The organism is Bacteroides luhongzhouii, assembly GCF_009193295.2.
Classification (GTDB): domain Bacteria; phylum Bacteroidota; class Bacteroidia; order Bacteroidales; family Bacteroidaceae; genus Bacteroides; species Bacteroides luhongzhouii.
Map to the genome: position 1 here is coordinate 2,621,863 of NZ_CP059973.1, position 20,818 is coordinate 2,642,680.

The 20,818-nt window shown below is 43.3% G+C and carries 9 protein-coding genes and 1 pseudogene; 8 read left to right on the top strand and 2 right to left on the bottom strand.

Annotation, left to right across the window (positions count from 1 at the left end):
* The first annotated feature begins 130 nt into the window (after positions 1–130).
* The 8 genes from GD631_RS09400 to ltrA all read left to right on the top strand — a co-directional run bounded on the left by GD631_RS09400 (position 131) and on the right by ltrA (position 15,743).
* Entirely contained in the window at positions 131–1,000 is an 870-nt protein-coding gene (locus GD631_RS09400; protein WP_143260422.1) for a hypothetical protein, read from the top strand.
* A gap of 11 nt (positions 1,001–1,011) precedes the next feature.
* Positions 1,012–2,817 (top strand): DUF5123 domain-containing protein, encoded by a 1,806-nt coding sequence (locus GD631_RS09405; protein ID WP_143260423.1) that lies wholly within the window; start codon positions 1,012–1,014, stop codon positions 2,815–2,817.
* 27 nt (positions 2,818–2,844) lie between these two features.
* Complete coding sequence (locus tag GD631_RS22330; protein ID WP_143260424.1) at positions 2,845–5,247, top strand: BACON domain-containing protein; 2,403 nt, start codon at positions 2,845–2,847, stop codon at positions 5,245–5,247.
* 41 nt (positions 5,248–5,288) lie between these two features.
* Positions 5,289–8,495 (top strand): SusC/RagA family TonB-linked outer membrane protein, encoded by a 3,207-nt coding sequence (locus tag GD631_RS09415; protein WP_143260425.1) that lies wholly within the window; start codon positions 5,289–5,291, stop codon positions 8,493–8,495.
* Between the two features lie 19 nt (positions 8,496–8,514).
* Positions 8,515–10,398 carry a RagB/SusD family nutrient uptake outer membrane protein gene (locus GD631_RS09420; RefSeq protein WP_143260426.1) on the top strand — a complete coding sequence of 628 codons (1,884 nt, stop codon included), beginning with the start codon at positions 8,515–8,517 and terminating at the stop codon, positions 10,396–10,398.
* A gap of 31 nt (positions 10,399–10,429) precedes the next feature.
* Positions 10,430–12,070, top strand: coding sequence for a DUF5123 domain-containing protein (locus GD631_RS09425; protein ID WP_143260427.1), 1,641 nt, complete (start codon positions 10,430–10,432; stop codon positions 12,068–12,070).
* A 120-nt stretch (positions 12,071–12,190) separates the two neighbouring features.
* Complete coding sequence (locus tag GD631_RS09430) at positions 12,191–13,768, top strand: glycoside hydrolase family 28 protein (RefSeq protein WP_143260428.1); 1,578 nt, start codon at positions 12,191–12,193, stop codon at positions 13,766–13,768.
* A gap of 568 nt (positions 13,769–14,336) precedes the next feature.
* Positions 14,337–15,743 carry a group II intron reverse transcriptase/maturase gene (gene ltrA / locus GD631_RS09435; RefSeq protein ID WP_143260429.1) on the top strand — a complete coding sequence of 469 codons (1,407 nt, stop codon included), beginning with the start codon at positions 14,337–14,339 and terminating at the stop codon, positions 15,741–15,743.
* A gap of 490 nt (positions 15,744–16,233) precedes the next feature.
* Here ltrA and GD631_RS09440 read toward each other — a convergent pair.
* Positions 16,234–17,896, bottom strand: a pseudogene (locus GD631_RS09440) (IS1182 family transposase).
* A 267-nt stretch (positions 17,897–18,163) separates the two neighbouring features.
* On the bottom strand, positions 18,164–20,755 hold the full coding sequence (xyl3A, locus tag GD631_RS09445) for a xylan 1,4-beta-xylosidase (protein ID WP_143257995.1): 2,592 nt from the start codon (positions 20,753–20,755) through the stop codon (positions 18,164–18,166).
* Positions 20,756–20,818 lie beyond the last annotated feature (63 nt).

The window sequence follows — 20,818 nt, forward strand, 5'->3', positions numbered from 1 at the left end:
ATCAAATGAGAAACATGAATTTATTGCGCCTGATAGTAAAGCCTCCTTAGAATTTTATTTCTCTTTTATAAAAAGGAAATAGAATTACTGCTTATAATTATATTTTTTAAAACTATACAAACTAATATTTATGAAACATCTAATTAATACATTTCTTGTATTGTGTCTGTTTCTTGTCTCTTGTTCGCAGAACTCGGATGAGGAATGGAATTCTGATACTTCAAATGTTCCTGAAGTCCAAACTGTTGGTTTTCGTTTTACAAGAGCAAGTCTTGAAACGTTTGCTGCTCATGGAATAACCGAAATTGGTATTTATGTGTATTTGTCAGATTCTCTGGTTTATGGAGAGAATCTTTCTTTGAATGACGGCAATTTGGAAGTGGATGTCCCTTTGGGGGAAAGACTTCAAACATTTGCCGTGGCTAATGCAGATCATCTGGAAAGAACTGACAGTCTTTCTAAAGTGATTATTTACCAAGACTTACAGGCCCAAAAAGAGATTTATCTTTCAGAAGTGACCGAGTTCATGTCAGATCGTACGGTCAGCCAGGTAAACTTGGAATTAAAAAGAATTGTGGGACAAGCTACTTTTCAACCTTCTGAAAGCGGAGAAGATATTGCGGCTATTACTCAATTTGACAGGCTGAATATGGTATTTACCAATGTTGGCATCGGTTATATGGTGAACACCGGAGAGTGTATACAAGAAGATGTGGAAGTCAGTGCAGATCTTGCATCAGGTTTCACTGCATCCGTTTATTCTTTTCCGACTATCGGTCAGAATTCTACCGGACTGGATCTTATTTATATAAAGGATGGGCAGGAAGTGAATCGTACAAAGCGTGTATTGGATACGAATATTACATTTGAAATTTCCAAACGTACGGTTGTTAACATACCGGTTCTGGACGAAAGTTATCTGCAGGAGGCTTTTACTCGTGGTCGTATGCTAAAGACTGCTACTAATCAAGGGTTGACTATCAAGGAATATGATTTTTAATTGAAAGCTTTATGAAGAAAAATATACTATATTCTTTAGTAGGATTAACAGTCCTATTTAGTATGTCTGCCTGTTCGGAAGACAGATATGAAACCTCTGTTGTGAAGCAGATCGAGTTGTTCTTAAATGATGAAGAATGGTTCGTGAATGTGGGAATTAATACAAAGCCGCTTTTTATCTATAATGCCGGCAGTGGAGAGTATGTGGCGAATTATACTTCTCATTATCGTTTTCCGCTGGAGAATGGCACTTATAAAGTGGTGGCTACTCCCTCACCCGAACAGTTGATTCCCTCTCCTGTCAATTTGAATGAACTGGTTATTGAGCAAGACCCCGAAGCTAGAAGAAAGGTGGAGATCTCCTCTCCGGTAGAGTACAGTTCGCCTTTCGATACTCCTTTGAGTATCCGTATGTATAGCCGTACCGGCGTACTTCGATTAAGGGCGACAGATAAAAAGTCCGACAGGAGTTATTCGACGGTACGTGCCATTGTTTCTGCTCCTATATCGGGGTATCGTGTGATGGATGCTTCTTTCATAGAGTCACCGGTCGAATTGGTACGCGACAGGGCTACCTCCACTGGTGGTGTAAACTATACGGATGATTTCGTCACTTTTGAAACAGCAACTATCGGGCAGGCAGTAAATGTTCGTATTGATTATTTGGACAATCAGGGAAATGTCATTCAATCCAAGCCGATGGAAGGTTCTTTCCCTATTCATCCTAATGATACGACACAAATTGATTTCCCGTTAAATGATACGGAACACCCGATTATTCAAGATTACACAGTAACTATACTTTCTGAAGGCTGGAATGAAGAAACAGTAGTTCCGGAGGTGCCGATTATTGTACCGGAAGGATATACTTATGTAGCTCCCGGCACTAATTTGCGCAACCTTTGCAATGAAATGTTCGATAATGAGGAAGTGACAGAAGTGCGACTTTTCCTGAAAGCAGGAACTACCTATGAACTTGGCCGTTTGGAAATAAAGAAGCCGCTTTCAATACTAGGACAAGAACCTTCGACAGGCGAAACACGGACCGTTATGAACATGGGTAATGCTTCTATCAATGGAGAGTTGGATTATTTACGTTTCGAAGGCATGGACATTAATGTCACGGACGACTATATGTTCAGACTGGCGCAACTTTCTTTCCATGTAAAAGAACTGACAGTTAAGAGCTGTGATATAAACGGTCTGCGACGTAGTATGTGGTATGCCGAGATTTCAACAGACGATCAGCAAATGGTGGATCATTTTGTATTGGACGACTGCCGGTTACTGAACTTCAATGCAGGTGACAGGAATTATTCGATGATAAGTCTGGGAACTAATAATCCGATTTATAATATTACTATACGAAATTCTACGGTTCATACGGCGACACAAGGCTTGAGAAACACTTTAATCGGTGGAACCAGAAATCAAAAAGAAAACATGAGTATTACGTTAGAGAATAGTACATTCGTTCGTTTAGGCCCTGCCAATATGACTTTCTTTGATTTGCGTACAGGTAGTGCAATGACGGAATTGAAATTGACAGTTAAGAATTGTCTTTTCTCGGGAACCACAGAATCGGGACAAGGAAGATGGATGTATCTTGACGGAAAAGTGGTGAAAGATTTTTCTGATAACTATCGCACCAGTGATTTTGTCATGAGTAATTGGGGAGTTGATACTGCTGAAGTACCTGCTGCTACGGTAACTAAAGACGAATTGTTCGAAGATGTCGCAACCGGAAATCTGATTGTCAAAGATAAGAGTTCGGAAGTATATACGAAGCGTATCGGAGACCCGCATTGGTTTGAGTAATATAAAAAACAGATAAAGAATTAGCACATGAAATCATTTATATTCATATTACTATTATCTTGTGTATTGGGGGCATGTAGTTCTTCGGATGAGGCTGACGAAACATTGATTGCCAATTCATTGGAACTATCTAAAGAGAGTGTAAAACTTTCTAATATACAAGGATCATATACTGTCTCTGTGACGGCCACGGGTGAATGGAGTGCTTCTGTGATAAATGGCGGAGATTGGTTAAGCATTTCCCGCTCAACCGGTAACGGCAGTGCCGATTTGCGCCTGTTTTTTACAGACAATACGCAGGGAGAGAAACGCGAAGGCATGATTAAAGTCGTGCAGGAGTCGGGAAACACTACCATTGAAAAAGAAATTGCCGTAGAGCAATTAGGAGGAGATCCGGATATATTACTTGATTATTCAAAAGAAAAACTCTCCTTCAGGGGAGGGGAGTTCTCTGTTACGGTAGTGGCTAATGTGGACTGGGAAGTATCGATCGATGAAGAATACGCTTCTTGGATACGGCCTGTAGAAGATGTTTTAAGCAGAACACGTGCTTTTACAAGTAATGAACGCATTTTCTTCCTATCGCCGAATAACGGATTGGAAAGAGTAGGAAAAATTGTGTTCAAGACTACCGGTGATTATGTACTTGGCAGAACCGTTGAGTTGACTCAAGAAGTATCACAAGCTTTTCTTGAACTGGCGACAAAAGAATTTGTCCTGCCTTATCGTTATCATACGCTGTCGATTCCTGTGGATTTAGGAGAATTTGACGGTGCAGAATACACGATTGAAACAGGAGAATCCTGGATTACTTGGGATCGGGAAGCCTCTACCTCTTCACAGATTGTACTGCAAATAAAAGATAATGAAACGGACTTTCCACGAAAGGCTAAAGTAACAGTGAAAAATGTCACATTGGAAGAAACTGTTGATATTCTCCAGTATGGTAAAGCCAATATGACTATTGGTGACGATGCGGCTACTTTATTGGCATTTCCCGGAGCGGAAGGCTTTGGACGTGTCACTACCGGTGGACGTGGTGGAAAAGTGTATCATGTGACCACTTTGGAAGACGGAGAGCAGGAAGGAACCTTACGCTATGCCATCAATCAGCGGGACACCCGTACCATTGTGTTCGATGTGGCGGGTACGATTTTCCTGAAAAGTGATTTGAGGATTCGATATGGTAATCTGACTATTGCCGGGCAAACAGCCCCCGGACAAGGAATTTGTATTGCCAGCTATCCGGTAGTTCTGGCAGCGGATAATATCATTCTTCGTTATTTGCGTTTTCGTGTCGGTAATGAGAGTGGCGGTGAACCTGACGGGCTGGGAGGTATGGAAAATACCAACGTGATTGTAGACCATTGTTCAATTAGTTGGAGTATTGATGAGTGTTTATCAGTATATGGTGGAGAAAACTTGACTATCCAATGGTGTATTGCTTCGGAAAGTCTCCGTACAGCAGGGCACGGCAAAGGTACGCACGGTTACGGTGGAAACTGGGGAGGTACGAATGTGTCTTATCATCATAATTTATTGGCACATCACGGAAGCCGTGTGCCCCGTCTTGGCCCTCGTCCTAAAACACAGGAGAACGAATATATGGATATGCGTAACAATGTGTTCTACAATTGGGGTGGAAACGGTTGTTATGGCGGTGAAGGTATGAACGTGAACATAGTGAACAACTATTATAAGCCGGGACCGGCAACTCCGAACAATTATGTCCGTTATCGGATCGCCGGAATTGGGGTCCGTACTTATGATTATTGTCATGAGGAAGATGGGACACCGAATGCATGGTTCCCGATGATGCACAAATGGGGTACGTTCTATGTAGATGGCAACGTAGTAGAAGGCAATGCCGAGGTGACAGCGGACAATTGGACGAAAGGTATCTATGAGCAAATTGATAATTCGCGATGTGATGACACATTTAATGATCAGGTAAAAGCAGAAATGCATCTTACCACTCCTTTGGCAACCGGTAGAGTAACTACTCACTCTGCACAGCAGGCCTTTGATCTTGTTGTTGATTATGCAGGATGTTCGAAGGGACGTGATCTGATTGACGACCGGATTGCCATGGAAACCCGGAACGGAACAGCAACCTACATCGGTAGTGTGACTCCGAATGCGGGAGATTCACCGGGGCTGATCGATCTTCCGGATGATGTAAAACCTGCGGGGGCAGTGAGTGCTTGGCCGGAGTTATCGGGTAACGGTGTATCATCTGCAAACTTGAAAGATACGGATGGAGACGGAATACCTGATATTTGGGAAGATGCGTATGGACTGGATAAAGAGAATGCGGCAGACGCTTCCGGATTCACGCTTAATTCCCGTTATTCAAATCTGGAGATTTATCTCCACAATCTGGTACAGCACATTGTTTATGCCCAAATTCAGGGAGGAACAGTAGAATAAAAGCTGTCTACTTAAATATGTAACTAAAAACTTATACTGTAATGAATAAAATTATCATAAGTATTTTTACTCTCCTACTGGTTGCGGTAGGCACTTCCGCCCAGGTTGTGACCGGTACGGTGACAGATGATTTGGGACCTGTAATCGGAGCTGCGGTGATGGTAGAAGGAACAACCATTGGAGCTACGACGGATCTTGACGGGAATTTTTCCATCAATGTTCCCGATGCGAAAACCGCTGTACTGGTGGTTCGATATGTCGGGATGAATGAAATAAAGGAGCCATTGAAAGGGCGTACATCAGGTATTCTTATTAAAATGACGGAAGCAGTCGGACAGTTGGACGATGTGGTTGTGATAGGCTATGGCACTCAGAAGAGGGGAAATTTGACCGGTGCAATCGCCAGTGTGTCAGGAAAGGTATTGGAGAAGGTTCCGACAGCTTCAGTGGCTGAAGCTATGGTCGGAAAACTTCCGGGTGTACAGATTACTTCCGTAGACGGTTCGCCGGATGCAGAAATAAAGATTCTTGTTCGTGGTGGAGGATCCATTACGCAGGATAACACTCCGCTTATTTTGGTGGATGGTTTTGAAGTTGGAAGCCTGAATGATATTCCTCCTACCGATGTGGAGTCTATCGAAGTATTGAAAGATGCTGCTTCAACAGCAATCTATGGTGCCCGTGGTGCGAACGGCGTTATTCTTGTTACCACTAAAAAGCCAATGGAAGGACGGGTGAGCATCAATGTAAATGCTTACCTGCAAACCAAGACTTTGTCGAACAAACTGGATGTTATGGACCCGTATGAGTTCGTACTGATGCAGTATGAATACGAGCGTCAGAGAAGTTCTAATCCTACCGGTTTTTTTGACAGGTATGGCAGGGCCAATGAACTGTATATTTATCAGGGTGACGAAGGTACGGATTGGCAAGATGAAGTGTTCGGTACCAATCCGGTGGCTAAGTATGTAGATATCAGCCTGAATGGAGGTACGGAGAAAACGAAATATAAATTCTCTTTTATCCATCAGGATCAGCCAAGTGTAATGGTGAATAACGGACTGAAGCAGAACAACCTGAATATGACGTTGAATACTAAGATTCTTGATAAACTGACCTTTGAATATCGTACGCGTGTGGTACATAAAGTGGTGGACGGTTCCGGGACAGAAGGAGTGAGTTTGCTTTCTGCACTCCGTCAAGCTCCAACAAGAGGATTGGATGAATACATGACCTTACCGGAAGATAATATATATTTCGATCCGGAATCCTATGATGAAGAGGTACGTTTTAATCCGATAGAGGAATCGGAGAGAAACTACCGGAAACGAATTTCAAAAACGTTCAATACGATGGGAGCACTGACTTGGGATATTTTGAAAGGACTGACTTTCCGTTCGGAATTTGGCTATGAATATAGCACGACAGAGAATCGACGTTTTTGGGGAGTAGATACCAGTACGGCCCGGAGTCATAATAATCTGCCGTTTGTAGAATGGGGAATGAGTCAAACCTCCAAATGGCAATTAAGCAATGTACTGAATTACAACTTCATGTTGAATGATGTACATGACTTCCGGTTAATGATCGGACAGGAAATGAAACATAATATCACAAAGGGGAAGACCTATACGACCCGTTATTTTCCTGCCAATACTACAGCAGAGAAGGCGTTTGATAACTTGGCGTTGGGTACGCCTTATGAGAATTCTTCTTCAGCGGGATCTCCGTCGCGTATAGCTTCTTTCTTTGGTCGTATCAACTATGGGTATGAAGATAAGTATCTGGCAACATTGACGTTGCGTGCCGATGGCTCTACAAAATTTGCTTCCGGCAATCGTTGGGGATTTTTCCCGGCAGCTGCTATTGCCTGGCGTATGTCTAATGAGGATTTTCTGAAAGACAGCCCGATCGTTTCCAATTTGAAATTGAGGTTGAGCTACGGTACGTCCGGTAACGACCGGATTCCTGCCGACCTGTATGCCAAATATTATGGGGTAAGCAGCAACCGTCCGGCGGGATGGGGAGAAATTTCCCGTTACTATTATCGTTTCTACAATACCAGTTATCTTTATAATCCGGATGTGAAGTGGGAAACAACGATCACTCGAAACTTGGGTGTGGACTTCGGTTTCTTCAAAGAAAGGTTGAGCGGTTCGCTTGATATTTACTGGAATACAGTAAAAGATTTGCTCGTTCCTTCGGATATTCCTGGCTATACTGGTTATACGAGTCTCATGAGCAACGTGGGGCAGACTTCCAATAGAGGTATTGAGCTTTCATTGTCAGGATACATTGTTGAGACTAAAGATTTTAGTTTAAATGCAACCTTTAATATCGGGCATAATAAGAACAAAATCGATAAACTGTCGAGTGGAGAAAATGAATGGATTCTGTCTTCCGGATGGGCGGGGACACAGTTGCTCAATACTGATGATTATCGGGCGCGCGTAGGCGGAACCAGTGGTCTCATCTACGGATTTGTGAATGACGGCTTTTATACAATGAATGATTTCGAGTCTTTTGATTCTGCCGCCAGAACCTGGAAATTGAAAGACGGAGTAGTGGACTCCAGCCCGTTGTCAGGAACACCACGTCCGGGTAATGCTAAATTCAAGAAGTTGACTCCGGTGGATGAGAATAGTGCCAATCCTTATCAGATTACGGATGACGACCGTACTGTAATTGGTGAAACGACTCCCAAGTTTTCGGGAGGATTCGGACTGAACGCTACCTATAAAGGCTTTGATTTGAGTATGTTTTTTAATTTCATGTATGGTTTTGATGTGTATAATGCAAATAAAATCATGATGACTACTTGGTATGATAATAGTGGCAATAACCTTAGTATGGATGTTGCTTCCGACAAGCGTTGGCGTAATTTTGATGATATGGGAAATGAGATCCGTTATAATCCGGAAGCATTGGCCAAGTTCAACGAGAATGCAACGATGTGGAATCCGACCTCTATCGGACGTCCCATTGCGATGTCGTATGCTATTGAAGACGGTTCGTTCTTGCGTCTGAATACCCTTACACTGGGATATACTCTCCCGCAGGCATGGACTCGTAAAGCTGGATTGAACAGAGTGCGTTTTTATATGTCGGGCTATAACCTTTGGACGATCACAGGTTATTCCGGGTACGATCCTGAAGTAAATATCGCTACCGGATTAACACCGAATATCGATCATGATGCCTATCCGAGAAGCCGTACTTACACTTTTGGCGTGCAACTGACATTTTAACAATTAATACAGAAGAACTATGAATAAGAAATTAATATATTCGGCTATTGTTTGCCTGGGACTGTCGATGTCTTCCTGCAATGACTTTCTGGATGTGGAACCTCCGGCAGGATTTACTCCCGAGTATCTTTTCGAGTCGGAAGATGAAATCAATTCTTTGATTACTAATGTTTATTCGGCAATGACCAGAGATCAGATATATGGAGGAGCATTTGCCTACAATTTAAATACGAATACTGATGTAGAGATGTCTTCTTTCACCAATAATACGGTCAACTCTGCCGGATCGGACGTCGGTTGTTTTGATGTGAAACCTTATTGGAGTACTCTGAACGATACATGGAATGCTGTTTATTCTGCCATTAATGTGTCTAATGACATCATTGAGGGAATTGAAAACTCTCCTTTGTATTTGCAGGGCAGAACCAGCGAACAGTTGAAACACATGTACGGAGAGATTAAAACCCTCCGGGCCATGCTTTATCTGGATTTGATCCGTACGTTTGGAGATGTGATATTTGTTACAAAACCGTCAGAGTCTACTGATAACTTTTTGGTAGGAGTGACAGACCGCAATGAGATTCTGGAGTTTCTGATTGACGATCTAATCAGTGTGGAGCCGGGTATGAAATATGCTGCCGATCTGGATTATGGTGTGGAACGTGCTTCCAGAGAATATTGTCAGGGGTTGATCGGGCTGTTGGCTATGAATCGTGGCGGATGGACTTTACGTCCCGATAAAGATAATCCCTCCAGTATCGGTTACATGGAACGCGGAGAGAACTTCGAGCATTATTATGATATTGCCATTGAATATCTGGGTAAAGTGATTGGTGAAGGAAAACACGATCTGAGGCAGAGCTATGAGCAAGTATGGGCGAATGAATGTAAGTGGACAACGGTCAGCAATGACGACATCATTTTTGCCGTGCCGATGTTGAAAGGTACTACCGGACGCTATGCTTTTAATATCGGAGTGACAATAGCGGAGGGAGACCATGAATATGGACGTGCCAGAAACTATGTAACGTTCTGTGGGACGTATATCTTCTCTTTTGATAAGAATGATTTGCGTCGTGACGTGACTTGTGCTCCTTATAAATATGATGAAGATTTGAATCAGGAACTTGATATGGGGATTGCCGGTATGGGCGTAGGAAAATGGTCAAAGTTGAAAATGGATGCGCCGATGGGCTCTTCCAGCCAGGGTAATACAGGTATCAATGCTGTCCGAATGAGATTTGCGGATGTGTTATTGCTTTATGCGGAAGCTGTAAATGAACGTTTCGGACCTCGCGAAGATGCGAAAGAGGCATTGAAGCGCGTAAGAAGAAGAGCTTTTGACGCTTCGATGTGGACAGACAAGGTGGAATCGTATGTGGAAAGTCTTGGCAGCGAAGAAACATTCTTTGAAGCGTTGATGAATGAACGGAAATGGGAATTCGGAGGTGAAAGTATTCGCAAATATGATTTGGCGCGTTGGAACAAGTATGGAGAAGTGATATACAATTTATACAACGAAATGGTAAATTGGGGGCTTGTGGCTAACGGACAGTACATAGAAGGAATTGATGATGTGCCGACTAATATTTATTATAAAGATATACCGGACCCGGTGAATAATGGTCGTACCATCCTTGATATTCAGGGAATTGATGAATATATGCATGCTCGTCCGGCTGGATATGAAGATCAGGAATATGCTATTAGTTGGAGGGTGCTCGATAGGGAGACACAGACTTACAAAACAGCTGATGCCATATCCTGGAGTTTCAGAGGATTTATCAATATGAATAATGACCGGATAGTGAAACCCACCGATCCATTAAGATACTTGTGTCCTTATCCGACGAAAGTTATCACCGATCATCGCGGATTGATACAGAACTATTACGGTTTTTAATTCAACAACTCAAAAGTAAATTGAAAGAACTATGATGAGATTAAAATATATATGGTTGGCAATGACCATGTCCGTGTTGCTTTCCGGTGTGCTTTTCACCGCTTGTAAGGAGGATGAATATCATAAGATAGACGACCTGTTCCAGCCTCGTTATGTGTTGGAAGAACCGGAAGTGAAGAGCAACTCCATTGCCTTGGTGTGGTATAAAGTGAATGAAGCAGTTTCTTATACGGTAGAATATCATTTGGATAACTATTACAGAAATCTTTTTGCTTCGGTGGAAACAACAGAGCCTTATATTTTCATGGACGACATACCATACGGGACCACCTTTTATATTCGTGTGCGTGCCAATGCTGCGAATGCTATCAATAACTCACAGTGGGCTTATGCCTCGGCTACCACAGAACCGCGTCCCGACTATGCTAAAATTGTGGAGGATGTCTCCAGAGGAGAGATCACTGAAAACACAGCGGTTATCCGTTGGGCGATCGATCCGGAAAACCCGGTAGATAGTATCAGCGTGAAGCCAAGCATGGACACTACGCTGGAAGAGGTGACGCGTTATTTGACAGCGGAGGAAATGGCACAGGGGTATGCAGAAATCGACGGATTGACTAGAAATACGTTGTATGCAGCTAATTTGTACGATACGGGTAAACCCCGCAAGTATGACAAGCCGTACAATCAGGTGACTTTCCGTACGGCAGGTCCGTCTATGGAAACGATTATAATAGGATGGGATGATAATCTGTCTGAAATACTAAGTACGAACAACGATAATGCAGATATTCCGGAGGGAACGGAATATTTCTTGCCGGCGGGTTCTTCTTATACGGTGACTCCGTTTGAGATAAAGAAAGGCTTTAAACTGGTAGGTAGCACCGAAGGTGAAATGGCAGAGGTTGTATTGACAAGTTCGTGGAGAATTGCTTCCGGGTCTTATATTGCCAGTCTTGAATTTGAGAATATCAAGTTCAAACAGGAAGTGCTTGACAATTACTTCTTTAATTGCGGTAATTCTTATACATTGGAAAATATTAGCTTCTTCAATTGCATATTCACCGGACTGAATCGTGGCTTCTGGCGTCATCAGGGATCTAACCGGAAATATATAATGGATTTCTCGATGGAAGATTGTACGTTGGATTTATGTGGAGCACGTGCCGGAGGTACGTATGGTACGATCTATTTAGGTTCGGGAGCAGGCAACGATACGATGGACAGAGCGGTATTTAGAAATTGTACGTTCAGCAGAGATCATCAGGGATTACCGGCAGGTACGGGAAGTTTCGGCAACTTATTCTGGGCGCGTGACATGAGTACGCCTATTCATCTGGAATATAAGAATGTGACTGTTTATGATTTCTGTATTAACAGCATGATGATTAATATGCCGGCTGCCGTTGGTTCAGAGTTGATTATGGAGAAATTCCTGTTGGCATCACCTTGTGGACAGGCTTACTCTCTTGGTGCAAACACGACAACTACTTTCTCTGACAATTATATTACTACCGATTACGCTTTGGGAGGTAGTAACCTTCGTGCGACGGAGTTGGGCGTCAGTGCTGCCGATTTGTTTGTTGATCCTGCGAATGGGGATTTGACAATCAAGGATGCTTCATCACCAATTGTAACCAATCGTGTGGGGGACACCCGTTGGATTCCTTAATATAAATATTTATGTATCACCATTTTCCTTTTAGGAGTGAGCATCTCGCTTCTAAAGGAAAATGGAAATAGTTGTTACGTCATGCAACCATGTATTCGTAATTAAAATCAGGCTGAAAAAATGAATAGATTATTTGAAGAAAAAATGAGAACGCTTCTGATTATCCTTTTCTCTGTTGTGTTAGGACAGGGCTGTTCAGATTCTAAATGTGAGGGAAACAAGTGGGGGGATGTATATAAAGACCTTCCCTTCTCGATGCCTGAAGTAGAGCAACCTTCTTTCCCCGATTATCAGGTGGACATTTGCGATTTCGGAGCAAAAAGTGATGGCGTGACGCTGAATACGGAGGCTATTAATAATGCGATCAAAGCGGTGCATGACAAGGGAGGTGGCAAGGTGGTCATTCCGGAAGGCTTATGGCTGACAGGACCTATTGTTTTGCAGAGTAACGTCAATTTGCATGCGGAAAAGAATGCGTTGATTGTATTTAGTAGTGATACTTCGTTATATCCGATTATCACCACTTCGTTTGAAGGACTGGATGCAAAACGTTGCCAGTCGCCTATCTCGGCAATGAATGCGGAGAACATAGCCATCACCGGTTATGGTGTTTTTGATGGAGCAGGGGATAGATGGCGTCCTGTCAAGAAGGATAAGATGACGGACAGGCAATGGAAGAATCTGGTGAACTCCGGTGGTAAGGTGGATGAGGACGGAAAGGTGTGGTATCCTAATGAAGGAGCGCTGAAAGCATCTGTTCTCATGGCCGGCAGCGGAGATAAACGGACTGAAATCACGAGTGAGGAATGGGAAGACATGAAGAGTTGGTTGCGTCCTGTATTGCTAAGTATCGTGAAGAGCAAAAAGATTCTTCTGGAAGGTGTGACCTTCAAAAACTCTCCGAGTTGGTGTCTTCATCCCTTGTCGTGCGAGTCTTTGACATTGAATGATGTAAAGGTATTCAATCCCTGGTATTCGCAAAACGGTGACGCACTGGATGTGGAATCATGCAAGAATGTGTTGATTGCCAATTGTTTCTTTGATGCGGGGGATGATGCTATCTGCCTGAAGTCGGGCAAAGATGAAGATGGTCGCAGAAGGGGCGAACCTTGTGAGAATATAATTGTGAGAAACAACACTGTTTTGCATGGTCATGGCGGATTCGTGATTGGTAGTGAAATGTCCGGTGGTGTGAAAAATGTATATGTGTCCGAATGTTCTTTTATCGGTACGGATGTCGGATTACGGTTTAAAAGTGCCCGTGGACGCGGTGGTGTTGTGGAGAATATTTATATCAATAATATAAATATGATTGATATTCCTAATGATGCCTTGATTGCCGACTTGTATTACGCGGTCAAAGGTGCTCCCGGCGAACCGGTTCCGAGTGTGAGTGAAGAAACGCCTGCTTTCAGAAACATTTATATTTCAGATGTATTTTGCAGAGGAGCAGGACGGGCAGCTTATCTGAACGGACTTCCCGAAATGCCGATCGAGAATATTTCCATTAAGAATATGGTGGTTACGGGTGCTAAAGAGGGTATTGTTGTGAATAAAGTGGCAAAGCTCAACATTGAGAATGTGGAAATTGACACTCCCGATCAATCTATGATACAGATAGAAAATACGACGGATATCACCATTAACGGAAAAGAGTTGGGAACGATTTCAGAGAAACGGTTACTAACCAAAAACTAATTTAACCAGCTGTTTATACTGTTTTTATTGTCAATCTGTCAGGATGGCAATTAAATGTTTGAGTAACAGTATTATACCCGCTGACAATAGAAGCTGATAATAGGCTGACAATAAAGATCTCTGTCTTTTATTGTCAGCCTGTTTTAGTATGCTCGGCATGGTTATTAGCTACCGGGTGCAAGTCCCCAATGAGCCCTAATAGCGGGAATCATACAGCCAATAGCAATGGTGTCCCTCGCGAGTTGGAATCTGAAAGAAGCTGGCGGCAAATATCTGGTCTGACGAACAGAAACTTCATATAAGGCATATGACCGTGGGTAAGGTTGCTGAACAAACCAAAGCCCTATAGCTATTCGGAAACGGTTGGTGTAAATGGAGCAGACATAAGATAGAAAGTTAATACCCTTATCCGAGGAGGTCTCACGGACATACAGAATAGTTGTCTTTACGAAATGTATGGAGTAACGCTTGCCGTGAGAAGTCAGCAGAGGTCATAGTAGTGGGACTGTCGATATTCCCATGAAGGACCGAACCTAATAATTAAACGATAGTAATTGCAAGTTACCAAATGAAAGAAAGAATGCAGAAAACATCAGCCCAAGCTCATGACTTCCCTCAAAGAGCTAGGACGGAATCCGAATGGTATGAGGGAGTGCAGACTTTCATGTGGATGACCGAAGACAACATCGTGGAAGTACCATTTGACAAAGAACACCTATTGGAAATCATCCTTAGTCCATCGAACCTGAACAAAGCCTATAAGGCGGTAGTCAGGAACAATGGAAGTGGCGGTATCGACAAGATGTCATGCGAACAATTATTGCCATGGCTAAAGGCCAATAAGGATGAACTGATAATCTCTTTGCAGTCCGGGACTTATCGTCCCAACCCTGTACGCAGGGTAGAAATACCAAAGGACAATGGCAAAAAGCGCCTCTTAGGAATCCCCACAGTGGTAGACCGATTGGTGCAACAAGCCATAAACCAAGTGTTGACGCCGATATACGAGCGTCAGTTTTCCAAGACAAGTTACGGTTTCCGTCCCAAAAGGGGTTGCCATGATGCTCTCCGTAAGGCGCAAAAGATAGTGAGTGAAGGTTATATATATGTAGTCGACCTCGACCTTGAACGCTTTTTCGATACGGTAAGTCATAGCAAGCTGATAGAAATACTCAGCCGTACCATAAAGGATGGAAGGGTAATAAGTCTGATACACAAATATCTTCGTAGCGGTGTAATAAACCGAGGAATGTTCGAGAGGAGTACAGAAGGAACTCCCCAAGGAGGTCCTCTAAGTCCTCTGTTAAGTAATATCATGCTCAATGAATTGGACAAGGAACTGGAAAGACGTGGACACCCCTTTGTCCGTTACGCAGACGATGCGATGATATTTTGCAAATCCAAACGTGCCGCCAAACGTGTAAGGGAATCGATAACTCTGTTCATAGAAGGGAAACTCTTCCTTAAAGTGAACCATGAAAAGACGGTCGTATCTTATGTGAAAGGAGTAAAGTTCTTAGGGTACTCCTTTTATGTGAAGAAAGGGGAATGTATTCTACTTGTACACTCAAAATCCAAAAACAAGATGAAATCAAAACTCAAAGAATTGACAAGTCGGAGTAATGGATGGGGATATGAGAAAAGGAAACAGAAACTCAAAGATTACATAAGAGGATGGATTGCCTACTTCTGCCTTGCACAAATGAAAAGGCTTTGTAGTGAAACCGACGAATGGCTAAGACGACGTATTCGCATGTGTATCTGGAAATCATGGAAGAATGCCAAAACCCGAGTAGCAAACTTAAAGAAATGCGGTGTCTCTGAGTGGCAGGCATATCAATGGGGAAACACTCGTCTTGGTTATTGGCGTGTCTCGAACAGCCCAATAGTAACCTTTGTAATGTCCAATGATAAATTGCGTAAGGCAGGCTATATGGAGTTCATGGACTGCTATCTCAAATGGTGCCCAAAATAGGAACCGCCGTATGCCGAACGGCACGTACGGTGGTGTGAGAGGTCGGAAAACGAAAAAGTAGGAAGAATACCAATTCGTTTTCCTCCTACTCGATTTGTTTCAAGATGCTTATATAATTGTTTCAAGATACTTGTATCGTTGCATTAAGATACCTGTATAGTTGTATTAAGATGCTGGTAAAGTTAAGTCAGTGTGTCGGTATCAATGGCTTCCCACGGCCGTGACGAGAAGCTACCACGGGCGTGGGAAGATGTTACCACAGCCGTGGAGAGATCTCGTCACGGCCGTGGAGAACTAGTAAGACCGGTGCTTTAGGGGAACAATAGCGGCATCCTAATTGAATAATAAAGGTATCTTGGTGGAATAATGCCAGCGTGCTGAGTGAAAGGTAATGGTGGCATAGTGTAGTATTAAACAATCATGAGGTTGTGTCAAAATGCTGACACACCCTCTTTTTCATATTTTATAGTCCTGGTATATTCTCTTTTTTCTATGCCGCGTTTTTTTGATTCATTTGGTAACAAGTTGCTATATTCCAATTGTCCTTTGTTACAAATAGCCCAATAAACATAAATTTAACAGCTTTGATGAGCCGCTTTCCTTCTTTTATCAGTTTAGCACACATCTTTTTGATATTAAAAGCTATAGCAAAGAATGCAAAGTCCATCGTAACCATTTCTTCTCCAATATGCCGGAACCGGCGGTATGCCATGTTGTATTTCATTTGTCCAAACACAGCTTCGGGCTCTATGCACCTCCTGCCTCTATGCTTGAGACCTTCTTCTGAGAGCAATCTTTCCCGTGCCTGCTGTTTATATTGGTTTAATCTGTAGTTGACTTCTATAATACGATTCCCCCGTGCTTTAAAGCAACTACCGCGCAAAGGACATCCTTGACATCTTTGTGCTTTATACCGGCCGCTTTCGGTGATGTATCCGCTTGCCGTTTTGTCATGTTTGGTCCCTATACGGTTCATATGCTGCCCCATAGGGCAAACGTAATAATCCTCTTCTGCATTGTAATAGAGACTTTCCGCATGGAACGGGTTGGGAGTATAACGGGGACGCTGTTCTTTATGGAAGAAGTTGTACTTAACAAAAGCTTCTATCCCGTTCTCCTGCATGAACCGGTAATTTTCTTCCGAACCGTAACCGGAGTCTGCCACACCGATGTTGGGCAAGCGGTTATAGCGATTTTGGAAGGAGTGGAAGAAAGGGATGAGGGTCAGTGTATCGGTAGGGTTAGGAAACAGGCTGAAGTCTATAATAAATTGGTTTTCAGTACCTATTTGCAAATTATATCCGGGCTTGGTCTGCCCGTTCTTCATGGCGTCTTCTTTCATGCGCATGAATGTGGCATCAGGATCGGTCTTGGAATAGGAGTTACGTTCTCCAAGGGTATCAAGGTGGCTGTCGTATTCCATAAGCTTGTCACGATACCCTTCAAGTTCCCTGAGTTGTTTCTTCTTTTCACGAAGGGCTTTCTTCTGCTCCTTATCCTTTGTTGCAGGCTGGCGTTCCAGGACTTCTTTAAGTTCATTCACTATATCAGAGAGCATGGCGGGAGTAAATTCAACTGAGGTGTCTTTTACCGAGTTCTCTTGTGCGATAGTTTCATCCACCTGTTTCAAAAGGATGCGAATCTTGTCCAGCAACTTCGCACGGTGCTTTTCAACACTCTTGCGCCAGACAAAAGTATATTGTGTTGGCTTTGGACTCAATCTTAGTGCCGTCGATATACTCCACGTCAAGACTGATGAAACCTTTGTCGGCAAGAACAAGAACCAACTGGGTGAATACATGATTTATCTCCTCCTTTACACGGTTACGAAAACGGTTGATCGTGATAAAATCCGGATGCTCATTACCGGAAAGCCAAATATAATGAATGTCACGAAGAAGAAGCTTCTCTATTTTACGGCAAGAATAGATATTGTTCATGTAGGCATAGATAATCACCTTAAGCATCATCTTAGGATGATAAGGACAACGCCCGTTGTCCTTATACAGCTTCTTGAAGGTATCAAGATTGAGATTATCAACGACAGTGTTGACTATGCGGACCGGATCGTTCGCCGCAATATTTTCATCAATTCTTTGAGGAAAAAGAACTGTTTGGTTGGGAATGTAAGGACGAAAATGTAACTTTGCCATAACGAAAACTTATGCCTAAAGATACTAAAACTTTGGGTAATAACAAAGCCCGGGCTTGAGAAAGTCTGGGCTTTGCGTATAAAAAAAGGTTGTGCCAGCATTTTGACACAACCCCATTGTCAGCTTCTATTGTCAGTAGGTAATAGCCTGAAAACAATTACTTTATGAAGCCATAACTCTTGCCCTGACAATAAAAACCATTTTTTATAAATTCTCAATGTAGCCTAAGTTCAACTTAGCCTCAAATTATATATGGAATGGCATTACCTATTGAATCTGAATACTGCACGTTTGCAAGTCTTTTTCATTTGAACTGTTTCCGTAAAGTATCTTATATGTTCCGTTTAAAGGACGTATGGTATTGGTTGCTGTATCAAACCATTCGAAAGAATCGTATGGAAGCTCTATGTGGACATTCTGCGTCTTACCTTTAGCGATGTTAACCCGTTGGAAACCACGAAGAGTTTTTTGTGGACCTCCTTTGTCATCAGGACGGCAGATGTACACTTGAACCACTTCTTCACCATCTCTCTGTCCGATGTTGCTTACCGGGATAGTAAGGATCGCTTTTTCACCTTTGGTCAGCTTCGATTGGTTCAGGGTAGCTTTTCCATAAGAGAAACGGGTATAACTTAAACCGTAGCCGAATGGATAAAGAGGTGTTTCCGTCATGAAACGGTAGGTACGTCCTTTCATTGAATAATCTTCATAATCCGGTAATTGTTGTATGCTTTTATAGAAAGTGATAGGCAGACGTCCGGCAGGATTATAGTCTCCGAAGAGAACATCGGCAACGGCTGTTCCGCCTGCCTGTCCGGGATACCATGCTTGCAGGATAGCGTCGCAGTTCTGTGTTTCGGGTACGATGGCCATTGCCGAACCGGAGAAATTGACAAAAACAGTTTTCTTTCCATTCTTTTTCAGGAGAGCGAGCACTTCACGTTGGATGGCGGGCAATTCGATTTCCGTACGGTCGCCACCTTTGAATCCGGGATCAGATACCCGCATCGATTCTCCTTCCAACAGGGGAGAGATACCTCCGGCGAAGATGACTACATCTGCATTTTTCAACTTGTTTAGGACTTCACGGGCATCCATTGGAGTCTGTTTGGCCAGATCGAAATGAAGTGTTGGGTTGTCTTTTACCTGAATAAAATGCAATTTAATGTCATAACTCTTTCCTGCTTCATAATTGAACGAATACAGGTTGGTGTGATTCTTGATATTGGTTGCTTCCGCTATCTGCTTGCCGTTGAGGAATAAGGTAACTCCTCCATTCGTCATCACGCGGAAAGTGGCGGCGCCGGAATCTGTCGGACGGAAAGTAGAACGATAGATGGCGGTGAAGTTCTTCAATCCCACACCCGGAGCAAATACGGTAGAACCTTCTGCGCTGAAATGGAAAGGAGTAGTCAGACGGTCGGTTGCGGCAATCTTACCTTTATATTCACGGTTATTCCAATAGGTAGCGTTGAATCCGGTCTTTCCGTCGATGCTGCATTGGTTGAACAAGCTGTGCAGGGTGGTATCGTTTGTGTATCCGCACACAGGTTCGTAGATGATTTGTGCGTCGGGGAGTTTGGCGCGTATTCCTTCCAGTAAAGTTACGGTGTGTGAAGGGAAACCGTTGTAATTACCCCATTGCATTACCGAGTCGTTGGCGTTGGGGCCGATCACTGCGACTTTCATCTGGCGGTTTAATGGAAGGATATTGTTATTGTTTTGAAGCAATACAAGACTTTCATGTGCCATTTTCAGTGCCAGTTCTTTATGCTTGGGGCAGTCGATAACAGAATAAGGAATGTTACTCCACGGATGAGTCGGATTCATTTCTCCCAGTTCAAAACGGGCTTTCAGCAATCTTTTGACTGATGTGTTGATTTTCTCTTCCGAAATCAGACCTTTTTTCACGGCATCAGTGATACTTTTGAAGTTACCGCCACATTCGAGGTCTGTTCCGTTTAAAACAGCGTCGGCGGAAGCGTGGGTGGCGTCGGGATGCGTTTCATGTTTTTTGCGTTGGAAGAAATCTCCGATTGCTCCGCAGTCAGTTACTACGATTCCCTTGAATCCCCAATCGTTACGGAGAATTTGGGTTAACAGGCGATTGCTGCCACAGCAGGGATCGCCCTCAAAACGGTTGTAAGCACACATCACCTCTTTGACTCCTGCCTTTTGTACCAGCTCTTTGAAAGCTGGAAGGTAAGTTTCCCATAAATCTCTGGGAGCGATGTTCTCTGCATTGAAGCTATGGCGGTTCCATTCCGGTCCCGAGTGAACGGCAAAGTGCTTGGCGCAGGCGTGAAGTTTGTCATATTCGGCATCTTCCGGTCCTTGCAGACCTCTGACGGCTGCCATTCCCATGCGTCCGCTCAAATAAGGGTCTTCGCCGTATGTTTCCTGTCCCCGTCCCCAGCGAGGGTCGCGGAATATATTGACGTTGGGAGTCCACATGGTCAGTCCCTGATAACGTTTATACTGTCCTCTTTCATTGAACTGGCGGTTTTTGGCACGTGCTTCGTCGGATACGGCATCAAAGACTTCATATAGTAATTCGTCGTTGAAAGAAGCCGCCATGCCTATGGCTTGCGGAAAAACGGTAGCCAGTCCGGCACGGGCAACGCCATGAAGGGCCTCGTTCCACCATTCATACGGCTTAATGTCAAGTCGGGGAATAGCCGGAGAATTGTTTTGCATCAACGCTACTTTTTCTTCTAATGTGAGGCGTTGAAGCAAGTCGTCCGCCCGTTGTTCGGCAGTTAATTTCGTGTCCTGATAGGGATACTTGTTGGGTTGTTGTGCCTGTACATTTACCCCTTGAATTCCGATAAGACAGGCAATGATCCATTGCTTTTTCATTTTCTAGTTCTTTTGGTTTTTAGATTTGAGACTGCAATAGTACGTGCTTTTCATTATTTTTGT